General features: G+C 69.4%; 14 protein-coding genes. 5 read left to right on the plus strand and 9 right to left on the minus strand.

Annotation, left to right across the window (positions count from 1 at the left end; translation table 11 throughout):
* The 9 genes from C5B96_RS15070 to C5B96_RS15115 all read right to left on the minus strand — a co-directional run.
* Positions 1-996 (minus strand): phosphoribosyltransferase domain-containing protein (locus C5B96_RS15070; protein ID WP_199176677.1); only part of this gene is annotated, 996 nt, incomplete at its 3' end.
* On the minus strand, positions 993-2,174 hold the full coding sequence (locus C5B96_RS15075) for an HpcH/HpaI aldolase/citrate lyase family protein (RefSeq protein WP_104246180.1): 1,182 nt from the start codon (positions 2,172-2,174) through the stop codon (positions 993-995). The genes C5B96_RS15070 and C5B96_RS15075, both read right to left, overlap by 4 nt.
* A 2-nt stretch (positions 2,175-2,176) precedes the next feature.
* On the minus strand, positions 2,177-3,076 hold the full coding sequence (locus C5B96_RS17455) for a hypothetical protein (protein ID WP_158507202.1): 900 nt from the start codon (positions 3,074-3,076) through the stop codon (positions 2,177-2,179).
* Positions 3,077-3,079: 3 nt separating this feature from the next.
* The gene (locus C5B96_RS15090; RefSeq protein WP_104246182.1) at positions 3,080-3,631 is read right to left on the minus strand and encodes a TerD family protein; all 552 of its coding nucleotides are present in this window, start codon (positions 3,629-3,631) and stop codon (positions 3,080-3,082) included.
* Positions 3,631-4,170: a hypothetical protein gene (locus C5B96_RS15095; RefSeq protein WP_104246183.1), complete on the minus strand. Its 540-nt coding sequence runs from the start codon at positions 4,168-4,170 to the stop codon at positions 3,631-3,633. The genes C5B96_RS15090 and C5B96_RS15095 overlap by 1 nt, the downstream gene beginning before the upstream one ends.
* Before the next feature lie 72 nt (positions 4,171-4,242).
* Complete coding sequence (locus tag C5B96_RS15100) at positions 4,243-5,457, minus strand: toxic anion resistance protein (protein WP_104246184.1); 1,215 nt, start codon at positions 5,455-5,457, stop codon at positions 4,243-4,245.
* A 14-nt stretch (positions 5,458-5,471) separates the two neighbouring features.
* Entirely contained in the window at positions 5,472-6,050 is a 579-nt protein-coding gene (locus C5B96_RS15105; protein ID WP_104246185.1) for a TerD family protein, read from the minus strand.
* Between the two features lie 43 nt (positions 6,051-6,093).
* The gene (locus C5B96_RS15110) at positions 6,094-6,687 is read right to left on the minus strand and encodes a TerD family protein (protein ID WP_104246186.1); all 594 of its coding nucleotides are present in this window, start codon (positions 6,685-6,687) and stop codon (positions 6,094-6,096) included.
* Positions 6,688-6,753: 66 nt separating this feature from the next.
* The gene (locus C5B96_RS15115; protein ID WP_104246187.1) at positions 6,754-7,935 is read right to left on the minus strand and encodes a TerC family protein; all 1,182 of its coding nucleotides are present in this window, start codon (positions 7,933-7,935) and stop codon (positions 6,754-6,756) included.
* Between the two features lie 120 nt (positions 7,936-8,055).
* Between C5B96_RS15115 and C5B96_RS17990 the strand changes: the two genes are divergently transcribed.
* The 5 genes from C5B96_RS17990 (at position 8,056) to C5B96_RS15140 (ending at position 11,681) form a co-directional block, all read left to right on the plus strand.
* On the plus strand, positions 8,056-8,568 hold the full coding sequence (locus C5B96_RS17990) for a MarR family winged helix-turn-helix transcriptional regulator (protein WP_104246188.1): 513 nt from the start codon (positions 8,056-8,058) through the stop codon (positions 8,566-8,568).
* 74 nt (positions 8,569-8,642) lie between these two features.
* Positions 8,643-9,209 carry a GIY-YIG nuclease family protein gene (locus C5B96_RS15125; protein WP_199176678.1) on the plus strand — a complete coding sequence of 189 codons (567 nt, stop codon included), beginning with the start codon at positions 8,643-8,645 and terminating at the stop codon, positions 9,207-9,209.
* A gap of 72 nt (positions 9,210-9,281) precedes the next feature.
* Entirely contained in the window at positions 9,282-10,664 is a 1,383-nt protein-coding gene (locus tag C5B96_RS15130; RefSeq protein ID WP_104246190.1) for an FAD-binding oxidoreductase, read from the plus strand.
* Positions 10,665-10,719: 55 nt separating this feature from the next.
* Positions 10,720-11,166, plus strand: coding sequence for a MarR family winged helix-turn-helix transcriptional regulator (locus C5B96_RS15135; protein WP_104246191.1), 447 nt, complete (start codon positions 10,720-10,722; stop codon positions 11,164-11,166).
* A 74-nt stretch (positions 11,167-11,240) separates the two neighbouring features.
* Positions 11,241-11,681 (plus strand): OsmC family peroxiredoxin, encoded by a 441-nt coding sequence (locus tag C5B96_RS15140; RefSeq protein WP_104246192.1) that lies wholly within the window; start codon positions 11,241-11,243, stop codon positions 11,679-11,681.
* Positions 11,682-11,780: the final 99 nt, after the last annotated feature.

The following is an 11,780-nucleotide window of genomic DNA, read 5'->3' on the forward strand; positions in this document are numbered from 1 at the left end:
GGCGTCGGGGGGGAGGGCGATCGAGCCGGCGGCGAGGGCGACGGACGCGATCGAGGTGCCGAGGGCGGCGGCCAGGTCGTCGAAGCTCCGCCGATCATCCGGCGACCGCAGATCGATCAGCGACGCGACCACCCAGCGCGCCTGCGGCACGGCGGCGTGCAGCGCGCGGATCGTGTTCACGATCGTGCGTCCGGTGCTCAGCTCGTCGTCGACCAGCACGACCGTGCCGCCCGGCCGCAACCAGGCGGGGTCGGCGGGGTAGAGCTGGTGGCTGGTGGCGTGCGAGTGCTCCTCCTCGAACCCCGCGAAGGGCTCGGCGTCGGCGGGCGCGAGCCGCGTGGAGTGGATGTAGCGCGACCCGATCGTCTCGGCGACCAGCTGCCCGAGGCCGGTGGCGGTCTCGGCATACCCGATGGTGACGACCTGCGGATGCTCGCTCCGCAGCCCGGCGACCTCGGCCCGCAGCGCGGCCGTCTCGGCGTGCACCGTCGCCTCCGCATGTGCTGCGGTCTCGGCATGCACCGCCGTCTCAGCGCCCGCCGCGGGAGCAGCTGACGCAGGAGTAGCGGCTGGCGTAGACGCAGGCGCAGACCCAGGTGCAGGGCTGGTCTGGTGCAGGATGCGCGACAGGCGCGCGAAGAGTGGCTCCGGGGGGCGGCGCCCGTCGAGTTCGCCCGCGACGAGCAGCCCCAGCAGCTCGGCGGCGACGATCACGAGCCCGGGCTCGGTGGGCACGTGTTTCGCGAGCACGGTGGACACCAGCAGCTGGGCGCGCTTCGGATTGCGCCGCAGCGCCACTCCGACCAGCGATTCGAGGGGAACATGGCTGCGCTCGGGGTCGCTCTGCAGGCGGATGCCCACCTCGCGCTCGGCGAATCCGCCCGTCCAGGTGCTCAGCTCCGCGCCCGCAGCCGCACCGCCCGCAGCCGCGCCGCCCGCAGCCGCGCCGCCCGCAGTCGCGCCGCCCGCAGCCGCGCCGCGCGCGGCACCCGTCACCGCATGCTCGTCTCGAGCAGGTCGACGAAGGTCGTCGCCTCGGCAGCCACGCCGAATGCGTCGGCCCGGCGCAGGGTCTTCTCGGCCCAGGCCTGGTGCGGCTTCATCTCGTTCATCTTGTTGCGGTACGGCGAAGCGCTTGCACCGCCGCCCACGTTGCCGGCGATCGCGACCGCGTCGAGGTACTCCTCGTGGCTGACGACCGAGAGGGCGTGCACGACCGGCACGTGGGTGGGGTGGATGACCGTCTTGCCGAGCAGCCCGTTGGCCTGGTCGAGCGAGATCTCGCGGATGAGCCCGTCGAGCCCCGCGAGCATGAGCCGCTGGCGCAGTTCGTGCTCGTTCGCCTCGACGAAGGGTGTCAGCCGCAGCTGCGGGCGGAGGATGCGCTCTGACGTGTCGTAGTGCTCCCACACGGGCCCGCTGATCACGAAGTCGTCACAGGGCCGGCCGAGCACGTTGACGATGTCGGCGATGACCGCTGCGACGACCTTCACGTCGTACACCGTCAGATCGCGCGAACGCCTCAGCCCGAACGCGCTCGAGAGGTCGGTCGCGCCGATGCGCACCGCCAGCACGTCGTCGCGGTTCGCATGGATGACGTCGACGATCGCTGAGAGCGCACCCGACCGAGTTTCGGCGTGCACCATCGAGGGCGACTCGAGGATGGGCATGATGCGCAGGCGCCGGCCTCCCGCAGCGCCGCCCAACCCGAACTCCGCCTGGATGCGGTGCAGCGCGTCGAAGAACGCATCCGCGTAGCCCTCCTCGTTCGCGAACTTCGGGATCACGAACCCGCTCAGCACGTCGAGCCCGTCCCCGCAGAGCTCCGCCATGCGGAGCATCTGCTCGGGGGTGCGCACCCGAATGAAGAGCAGCGGCAGGTCGTCGACCGGCCCTTCGGCAAGCGCGCGCACGGCGGCCGCCACGTTCGTCTCGGCGAACTCCACGGAGCTGTCGGCGATGGAGTCTTCGAGGCAGAGCACCATGCTGATGCACCCGCGCGCGGCCTGCTTGCGCACGTCTGCCGCGATCGTCGGCCGGTCGCCGGGGCAGTACAGCGTCGCTCCGAGAGCGGCGGCGAGCAGCTCGGGAGGGGAGTCGATGCTGAGCGGCTGGGGCAGGCGGTGGAAGAGTTCCGACGCCTCCGTCTCACCGACGGAACGGAAATGCCGCATCGCTACCTCCTCCGTGGTTCCCGGGTCGCGAGCGGGTGCGTCAGCTCGAACCCGAACCCGCGGTGGATGTCGACCGGCGCGAGCGCCCGCGCGACCGGTTCGGCGCGGAGTTCGATCAGGTTGCCGACCCGCAGCAACGTGAGGATGAACATCCGGGAACCGTCTCCCGTCGACACGGTGAACCCTCGACCGTCGAAGAGCTGAACGCTGAGCGGCTGGGTGGCGTCGCCGATGAACAGGGCCCGCCGCAGCTGGGCGAGGTGCCGCAGCGACACGATCGCGTCGCCGTCGTCGAACCCGACGAGCGCGCGGTTGCCCGAGGTGAAGACGGGTGTGCCGGTCACGTCTCCGCCGACGCCGGTGACGGTTCTGGATGCCGCGGCCGTCGCCGCGGCCGTCACCAGGTCGCTCGCCTCCCACGCGATCGCGGTCGCGCCGCTGACGATGAGGCTGCCGATCGCCGACTGCCGAGCGTCGAGCCGCACGACGGGCGAGTCGTCGTCGAGCTCGCGCACGTCGCCGACCGCGGGCGCAGGGAACGGCTGCGGTCCGGCCGCCGGCCGCGGGCGGGTGGATGCCGCGGCGGCGCCCGCACGGTCGACACTCGGCGCGCCCGGACCCCCGCCCGCGCCCCCGCCGCCGGGTCGCAGACCGAGGTCCGCGCCCCCGCCGGAGCCGCCGCCGCCGCGTAGGTCGAGGCCTGCGCCCGATCCGCCGCCGGGTCGCAGGTCGAGCCCGACCCCGCGCGGCGGGGCCGACGCCGGAACGCCGGCCGGAGCGGAAGGCGCCGCCGGGGTGACGGCGACGGGGGCCGACACGGGGGCCGCGACATCCGGAACCGGCTTCACGCGCCGCCTGAGGTACGGCAGGTCGCGCCGCACCCCCGAACGGTTCACTGCCACGCGCTACAGCTCGATCCGGAAGTCGCGCGCCACCCCTGCGAGGCCGTTGGCGTAGCCCTGGCCGATGGCGCGGAACTTCCAGTCCGCCCGGTGCCGGTAGAGCTCGCCGAAGAGCATCGCGTGCACGCTGCGGTTGTCGCCGAGCGGGACGTCGAACCGCACCAGCTCGCGCCCGTCGCGCGTCGCGACCCGCACATACGCCGAGCGCACGGCCGAGAAGTCGACCGCTCCGCGCACATCGGGGTCGACGTAGACGACGAACGCGATCTTCTCGACCTCGGCCGGCACGAGCGCGAGGTTCACGTCGATCTCCTCGACGTCGCTCTCGTTCGCGAAGGTCACGGAGCCGTCTGCGCTCTCGAGTTGGTTGAAGAAGACGAGGTGCTCGTTCGAGAGGGCGCGGTCGTCGCGGTCGCTCATGATCGCGAGCGGCACCAGTTCGGCCTGCGGCCCCCGGCTCGGGATGACCTCCCAGCCGAAGGCGACGAGCACCTCTGCGAGGCCGGGGTTCTCTGCCGTGAGCGCCGCGTTCGCCCCGGGGATCAGCGACGCCATCAGCGCTCGCCCAGCGTGAGGCTCGGGTCAGGGGTCTGGAACTTGTCGGCGAGGAACCGGCCGTGGGTCGACAGCTCTGCGATCGCCCCGATGCGGATCTGGTTCAGCAGGTCGCGCACCGTCTCTTCGAGCAGGGCGAGCTGGTCGGCGAAGAGCACGGTCGCGCGGGAGTCGTCGCCGCGGTCCTCCTCGGGCAGGGCGAGGAACGCCCGCAGCGGTGTCGGGATGTAGTCCCGCACCATCGCGCCGAGCAGCACGCGCTGCTCGGTCGATGCATCCTGCGCCTCGATCGTCGCCACCACCTCGCGCAGCAGGTCGTCGATCTGGCCGAGGCGCGACGAGAGGAGGGTCGGGATGTCGCGGCCGGCCCGGCGCACCGAGTTCCGAAGGTCGTCGAGCGCGGCGGCGGTCTGCTCGTCGTCGGACTGGACGCTCGACACGGGGGTGTCGTCGACGACCTGCAGCCCGTCGGCCGACTGCGGCGGCTGCTGCGTCTGCGGCGCGCCGAAGAGCGAGTTCACGAACCGGCCGAACGCCACGGTGTCACCTCTCTCACAGCTGTCGACCACGACGGGTCACGGACGGCATTCAGCCTACGGCCAGCGGATGCGTCAGCGCAGTTCGCCCTGCTCGCTCTGGCGGCTTCGCTCGAGGTACGGTTTGGCCTTCTGCAACCCGGTCTCGAGGGCGGCGACGGTGCCCTCCATGTTCTTGGCGGCCGACGCGCGGAACGTGTCGATGGCATCCATCGTCTGGAACACGTTGTCGAACGCCTTCTGCAGGGTCTCGACACTCACGCCGGAGGTCGAGGCCTGCTGCTGGATGCGCACGGTCTGGTCCTTCAGCATCTCGCTGGTCTTCAGGATCATGTTGTTCGTGGTCGTGTTGATGGCGTCGATCTGGTCGAGCACCATCTTCTGGTTGGCCAGGGCCTGCGCCACGATGACCGCCGTGCGGAGCGCAGCGATCGTCGTCGTGCGCGCGCGGTCGACGCCCTTGATCAGTTCGAGGTTGTTCTTGCGGATCAGGTCCATCGCGAGGTAGCCCTGCACGCTGACAGCGAGCTGGGTCAGGATGTCCTGGTGGCGCTGGCGGATCGGGAACAGCACGTCGGCCTCGAGCTTCTGCGCCTCGTCGATGCGACCGGATGCCCGGCTCGACTCGATCTTCTCGACGGTCGCGGCATCCAGAGCCTTGGCGAACACGGCGTACTCGCTGAGGGCCTGCATGGTCTCCCAGAGCTGCACCTTCTCGCCGGCCAGGGCCGCGTTGTCCTTCAGCAGTTCGTCCTGGCCGGCCATCAGCGACTTGATGATCTTGTCGAGTTGGGTTTGCGCGGACTCGTACTTCTGGAAGTACCGGGCGAGCTTGTTGCCGCCCGGGATGAAGCCGAGGATCTTGCGGCCGACGCCGAGGTCAGCCTGGTTCGGCGTGAGGTCTTCGACCGTCGTACGCAGGTCGCCGAGCGTGTTGGCCACCGTGATCTGGGCGCTGTTGCCGCTGCGCTTGGCGCCCGCGACGGAGGTCGAGGAGCGCTCGAGCATGCGCGACGAGTACCCACCCGACTGCACCATCTCCTTTCCGCCGATCTGCGAGATGCCCTCGACCTTGGTCTGGAACTCGGGGCTCCGCGGGTCGATGGACGCGACCTCGGCCACGAACTCGCGGGCCTGCCGCGCGATCTCGGTCTGCCGGTCGGCCGGAACAGGCACCATGCCGGGTGCTTCGTCGGCCTCGACGATGGCCGGGGCATCCGGAGCCCGCAGCACGAGCGCCGAAGCGGCGGCCTCGTCGTTCGCGTCGGGAGGGGTGAGGGGTGTGCTCATCGAATCGTCCTCTCTCAGCCGAGCTGCACGCCGAAGTCGCCGGCGATGCCCGCGAGGCCGGTGGTGTAGCCCTGGCCGACGGCCTTGAACTTCCACTCGGCGCCGTTGCGGTACACCTCGGCGAAGACCATGGCGGTCTCGGCGGCGGCGTCTTCGCTGAGGTCGAAGCGCACGATCTCCTGGCCGTCCTGGTCGACGACCCGGCAGTACGCGGCGCGAACCTGGCCGAAGTTCTGACGACGCTCGTCGGCCTTGTCGATCGACACCGCGATCACGATGCGCTGCACGTCGGCTGCGACCGTGCGCAGGTCGATGTTGATCTGCTCGTCGTCACCGTCGCCGTCACCGGTGCGGTTGTCGCCCATGTGCTTGACCGACTCGTCGGCCGTCGCGGGCTGGTTGTAGAAGATGAAGTCGGCCGACGAGCGCACCTTGCCGTCGGCGCCGAGCAGCAGTGCAGAGGCGTCGAGGTCGAACTGCTCACCGCTGGTGGTACGCGGGTCCCAGCCGAGGCCGACCGTGGCGACGGTGAGCCCGGGGCTGGTCTTCGTGAGCGAGAGGTTGTTGCCCTTGGCGAGAGTGAGTCCGGCCATGTGTGTTCAGTGCTCCTTGATCGGTGTTTCGTTCGTGAACGGGTTACAGCGCCTGGGCGGCGGGGGTCAGCAGATCCATCACCGAGCGGCCGTTGGCGCGCTCGCCGATCGCTTTGAAGCTCCAGCCGGCGCCGTCGCGTGAGACCTTCGACATGATCATCGCGGTGTGCGTGCCCGAGTCGGTGAGCTGGTAGCGGGCGACCTCCGGTGAACCGGGGGTCGAATCATCCACCACCCGGCTGAACGCGTTCTCGACCATGTCGAACGTCTGCCGGCTGTAGCTCGAGATCACGAACACGATCTGCGCCACGGCGGGCGACACCCTCGAGAGGTCGACCAGGATGGTCTCGTCGTCGCCGTCACCGGCCCCCGTGAGGTTGTCGCCGGTGTGCGTCGCCGACCCGTCTTTGCTGGCCAGCTGCTGGAACCAGACGGTGTCGAGCACGCGGCCCGACGCGTCGAAGAAGATGGCCGAGGCGTCGAGGTCGATCTCGTCGGCAGCCTTCGTGCGGCCGAAGAGGCCGCGCTTGACGGGGGTTGCGCTGTCCCAGCCGAGGCCGAGGCGAATCCTTGTGAGGGCTCCGCCGTCTCGCTTCGTCAGCGAGAGCGACTGGCCTTTTTCCAAGCTCAGACCCATGATGTTTCTCCTTTGAGGTGGTGCAGTGGAGCGTGGAGATGCTCTCCCACGCTAGAGGATACGGCGTTACTTCGCGCCCTGGCCGTGCAGTTCGTGAGCCTGCGCCAGCAGTTCGGCCAGTTCTTCGTCTTCGGCGGCCTTCTCGCGGTGCTTCTCGGGAAGGGTGCCGATGGCCTTCTCGCGGGCCACCATGCGCTCGTACGTCGCGTCGCGCTCGGCGGTGTCGCCCTTGAAGTCGTGTTCGATGTACTTCTTGGCCTGCAGGCGGGAGTCGCTGATCACGGTGTTCGCCTTGCCGGCCGGGCTGAAGAGCGAGGCCAGAACGGTGAGGGTGAGAACGCCGATGATGACGATCAGCGAGAGCTCGGTGCTGATCTCGAACACCGGGATGTGCTCGCCACCGTTCAGGAACGGCAGGTTGTTCTCGTGCAGAGCGTGCAGCACCAGCTTCACACCGATGAAGGCGAGGATCGCGGCGAGGCCGTAGCTCAGGAAGATGAGGCGGTCGAGCAGTCCGTCGATGAGGAAGAACAGCTGGCGGAGGCCCATCAGGGAGAAGGCGGTGGCGGTGAACACGATGTAGGTGTTCTGCGTCAGGCCGAAGATCGCGGGCACGGAGTCGAGGGCGAAGAGCAGGTCGGTTCCACCGATGGCGACCATCACGAGGAGCATCGGCGTGAGAACCTTCTTGCCGTTCTCCATCGTGAAGAACTTGTCGCCGTCGTAGCGCTCCGTGGTGTGGAAGAGGCGCTTGGCCAGCCGGATGATCACGTTGTCGGCGTCATCGCCCTCTGACTCGGGGCGCAGCAGCTTGATCGCGGTGAAGATCAGGAACCCGCCGAACAGGTAGAACAGCCAGGCGAACGAGTTGATCGCGGCTGCACCGATGAAGATGAACCCGGTGCGGGCGATCAGCGCGAAGACGATACCGAAGAGCAGCACCTTCTGCTGGTCGGCGCGGGGCACCCGGAAGCTCGCGATGATGATGAGGAAGACGAAGAGGTTGTCGACGCTCAGCGCCTTCTCCGTGATGTACCCGGCGAAGTACTCGGTGCCGAGGGTCTGCCCGCCGAAGACGAGCACGCCGACGCCGAACAGCACGGCGATGCCCACGTAGATGGCCGACCATTTGGCCGCCTCTTTCAGAGTGGGCTCGTGGGCCTTCCGCACGTGGAAGAAGAAGTCGAAGGCGAGCAGGGCCAGAATGCCGACGACTGTCAGCAGCCAGACGTAGCCGGGGATGTCCATGGTGGTCAGATCTCCTGGGTGTTCGGGAATGGGGGTGTAAATTAGTTGGTGTGCTCCCACTATATTGGTTGGAGCGCTCCAACCAAATCGTGATCCCGATTAGACAGGAAACATTCAGGTATGGCTGCAGAGGGAACGGGGCCTGTTCCGGAGGGCACGCCTGTGAACGTCGGCGAATCGATCGAATCGACGCTCGCGCTCATCCAGCGCTGGTCGACCCGGGCAGAGAACAGGCGCAGCCTGCACGACGCCGAGGGGGCGGCCCTGTCGAGCACGGACTCGTGGCTGCTCGAACGGCTCGTCGGCTCGAAGCCCATTCGCATGTCGCGTCTGGCCGAATGGCTCGAGGTCGACAAGTCGACGATGACAACCGAGATCCGCCGGCTCGAGAAGGCCGGCCTCGTCACCCGCGAACCGGATCCCTCCGACCGCCGTGCGGTACTCGTCTCGGCGACGGAAGACGGTGCGATCGCGATCGAGCGACACCGGCGCATCGCCCAAGACGTCTACAACACCCTGGTCGGCAAGTGGAACGAGGAAGACCGCGCAGACTTCTCCCGGCTGCTCCGTCGCTTCTCCGACGAGCTGTCGTGGGTGACCGACGCCGTCTGGCGGCACAACGAGTCGCTCTGAGCCCGTTCGGTGGCGGCGTCGGTGTCGGTGGCGGCGTCGGTGGCGGCGTCGGTGGGGCGGCGTAGCGTCGGGGCATGAGCCGAGCATCCTGTTGCAGTGTGGACGAAGCCGGGCAGGCGTGTGGCGCACCCGTCGAGGGGGATGCTCCGCTCGCGCTCTGCGTGCACCATCTGCAGCTCGCGCACGACTTCGTGGCCCGGGAGGTCGGCTCGACCGATGTGCTGCCCGCGCCGTGCGTCGCGTGCGGATCGCGACTCGGCGTGCGGTACCCCTCAGGCTGGCTGTGCGCGGTGTGCGAATGGAAGGCGGGGGAGGTTCCCGACCGGGAGATGACGGCGCCCCGGGTCGAGGTCGTCTACTACCTGCGCGCCGGTCACCGCATCAAGATCGGCACCTCGGCGAACCCGCGGCAGCGGCTCGGCAGCCTGCACTTCGACGAGCTGCTGGCGTTCGAGCCGGGAGGGCGGATGCTCGAGCAGCGCCGGCACGCCCAGTTCACCGCATTCAGGGTTCCGCGGAGCGAATGGTTCGCCGAGCATCCGGAGCTGCACGAGCACATCGCAGTGCTCGCCCGCGGAGTCGACGACCCGTGGGCGTTGTATGCGCGCTGGCTGAGCGAGCGCCGGGCGCTCACCGGGTAGGTCGATGGATGCCGCCACGGCGCCATTCTCGTGGCCTGCCCGGTGTCGCCGGCCCGACCTACGATGGGTCTCATGACGACACGTCTCCAGGAAGCGGCCGATGGGCTGGCCGCGCTCGCGCCCGGGCGCGTTCTCACCGACGACGCCGCCCTGGCGGCCTACAGTCACGACGAGGCCGAGTGGGCGCCGTTCGTTCCGCCGCTCGCCGTGGTGCTCGCGCGCTCGACCGAGGAGGTCGCCGCGGTCGTGCGCTGGGCGGCTGAGCGCGGGGTGCGGGTGGTGCCGCGCGGCGCGGGAACCGGTCTCTCGGGCGGGGCCAACAGCATCCAGAACAGCATCGTCGTCTCGCTGGAGCTCATGCAGCAGGTGTTCGAGGTCAATGTCGACGAGCGCTACGCCCGCACGCAGCCGGGCGTCATCAACAACGCCCTGCGCGATCACGTTGCCGCATTCGGGCTCTGGTATCCGCCCGACCCGGCGAGCTCGGCCATCTCGACGATCGGTGGCAACGCGGCCACCAACGCCGGCGGCATCTGCTGCGTCAAGTACGGCGTCACCCGCGACTATGTGCTCGGGATGACGGTGGTGCTCGCGAGCGGGGAGATCGTGTCGCTCGGCCGCGCGACCGCGAAGGGCGTCACGGGCTACGACCTGACCGGCCTGCTGGTGGGCTCGGAGGGCACGCTCGGCATCATCACCGAGGTGACGGTGAAGCTGCTGCCGCTCGCGGGGCGCGACGAGCGCGCCGTCATCGGCTACTTTCCCTCACTGGAGGCCGCGGGCGTCGCCGTGGCGGCCATCTCCCGCGCGGGCATCGTTCCCGCGGCCCTGGAGCTGATCGACCAGGCCTGCCTCCGCGCGGTCGACGACTGGCAGCAGCTCGGGCTGCCCGGGAACGTCGACACGCTGCTGCTGGCGAAGATCGACGAACGCGGCGCCGCGGGCGACGAGCTCGCCGACCGGGTGGCCGCGATCTTCGAGACCGCGGGCGGCACCGACGTCGAGCGCGCGACCGACCCGGAGGAGATCTCCCGGCTGTTCCTGGCGCGGCGACTCGCCTACCCGGCGCTCGAACGCCTGGGGCCGGTCTTGACCGAAGACATCTGCGTGCCGCGCTCGGCCGTGCCCGAGATGCTGCACCGCATCCAGCAGACGGCCGCGCTGCAGAACGTGACGATCGCGAACATCGCGCATGCGGGGGATGGCAACCTGCATCCGCTGATCATTGCGCCGGTGGGCGACGAAGCCGCGAAGGCGCGGGCGAAGGTGGCATTCGACCGCATCGTGGAGGACTGCCTGGCGCTCGGCGGCACGGTCACGGGCGAGCACGGGGTGGGGCTGCTGAAGCTCGACGGTGCGCGTCGTGAACTGGGCGGTGCGGTCATCCGGATGCACCGGTCGATCAAAGACGCGCTCGACCCGCAGGGCACGCTCAATCCGGGCAAGGCCTTCTGAACTCCATCTACATTGTGTGCAACTGAATTGCGCACAATGTAGTAGGGTGGCATGTATGTCGTCGAGCCCCGCACCCAGCCCCCTGCTGGAGGATCAGATCTGCTTCGCGCTGTACAACGCGTCGCGGGCGCTGACCGCGCGCTACCGGGTGCTGCTCGACCCCCTCGGCCTGACCTACCCGCAGTACCTCGTTCTGCTGGTGCTCTGGGAGGAGGGGCCCACCTCGGTCTCCTCCCTCGGCGGCCGGCTGTCGCTCGACTCGGGCACCCTGTCTCCGCTGCTGCGCCGGCTCGAGCAGGCCGGGCTGATCACGCGCTCCCGGCAGCCGCACGATGAGCGCTCGGTGCTGGTGAGTCTCACCGAAGCCGGGGATGACCTCCGTGGCGCGACCGGCGACATCCAGAACCAGATCTGCGGGGCGACCGGGCTCGACCTCCCCGAGATCCAGGCCCTCCGCGATCAGGTCGCAGGGGTCGCGCTGCACCTCAGGGCCACCGGCTAGCCCCCCTCGACGTCTCCTCTCGGCCGGTTCGCCGGTCATCCACCGCAACGCAACACCAACGAAAAGAGAGCACAATGCCCACTCGCACCGCCCGCACCGCCTGGAACGGAAGCCTCGAGACCGGCGAAGGCCAGGTCGAACTGTCGAGCTCGAAGCTCGGCACCTACGACGTGTCGTTCCCGAAGCGCGCCGCTGACGACGCCAACGGCTTCACCAGCCCCGAAGAGCTGCTCGCGGCGGCGCACTCCGCCTGCTACGCCATGCAGTTCTCGGCCGTGCTCGGCGCTGCGGGCGGAACGGTCGAGGCGCTCGACGTCAAGGCCGACGTCTCGCTCGGCCCGGACCCCGAGGGCGGCTTCCGCCTCACCGGCATCGCGCTGCGCGTTCGCGGTGAAGTCAGCGGCATCGACGAGGCGACCTTCCTCCAGGCCGCGACCGACGCCAAGAACACCTGCCCCGTGAGCAAGGCCCTGACCGGCGTCGAGATCACGCTCGACGCCGCGCTCGAGGCGTAACCCGCCTCGCACCGCCCAGCCTCCTCAGGCTCCGGATGACCGGCTCACCTTCCACGGTGGCCGGTCATCCGCGTCTCGCCCTCCGCCCGCCCTCCGCCC

Source organism: Subtercola sp. Z020 (assembly GCF_002931235.1).
Lineage (GTDB): Bacteria > Actinomycetota > Actinomycetes > Actinomycetales > Microbacteriaceae > Subtercola.

Excerpts from the sequence above, each read along its gene's own strand:
- C5B96_RS15075 (WP_104246180.1), bottom strand. The coding sequence starts at position 2,174 with ATGCGGCATTTCCGTTCCGTCGGTGAGACGGAGGCGTCGGAACTCTTC.
- C5B96_RS15090 (WP_104246182.1), bottom strand. The coding sequence starts at position 3,631 with ATGGCGTCGCTGATCCCCGGGGCGAACGCGGCGCTCACGGCAGAGAAC.
- C5B96_RS15100 (WP_104246184.1), bottom strand. The coding sequence starts at position 5,457 with ATGAGCACACCCCTCACCCCTCCCGACGCGAACGACGAGGCCGCCGCT.
- C5B96_RS15105 (WP_104246185.1), bottom strand. The coding sequence starts at position 6,050 with ATGGCCGGACTCACTCTCGCCAAGGGCAACAACCTCTCGCTCACGAAG.
- C5B96_RS15110 (WP_104246186.1), bottom strand. The coding sequence starts at position 6,687 with ATGGGTCTGAGCTTGGAAAAAGGCCAGTCGCTCTCGCTGACGAAGCGA.
- C5B96_RS15115 (WP_104246187.1), bottom strand. The coding sequence starts at position 7,935 with ATGGACATCCCCGGCTACGTCTGGCTGCTGACAGTCGTCGGCATTCTG.
- C5B96_RS17990 (WP_104246188.1), top strand. The coding sequence starts at position 8,056 with ATGGCTGCAGAGGGAACGGGGCCTGTTCCGGAGGGCACGCCTGTGAAC.
- C5B96_RS15125 (WP_199176678.1), top strand. The coding sequence starts at position 8,643 with ATGAGCCGAGCATCCTGTTGCAGTGTGGACGAAGCCGGGCAGGCGTGT.
- C5B96_RS15130 (WP_104246190.1), top strand. The coding sequence starts at position 9,282 with ATGACGACACGTCTCCAGGAAGCGGCCGATGGGCTGGCCGCGCTCGCG.
- C5B96_RS15135 (WP_104246191.1), top strand. The coding sequence starts at position 10,720 with ATGTCGTCGAGCCCCGCACCCAGCCCCCTGCTGGAGGATCAGATCTGC.
- C5B96_RS15140 (WP_104246192.1), top strand. The coding sequence starts at position 11,241 with ATGCCCACTCGCACCGCCCGCACCGCCTGGAACGGAAGCCTCGAGACC.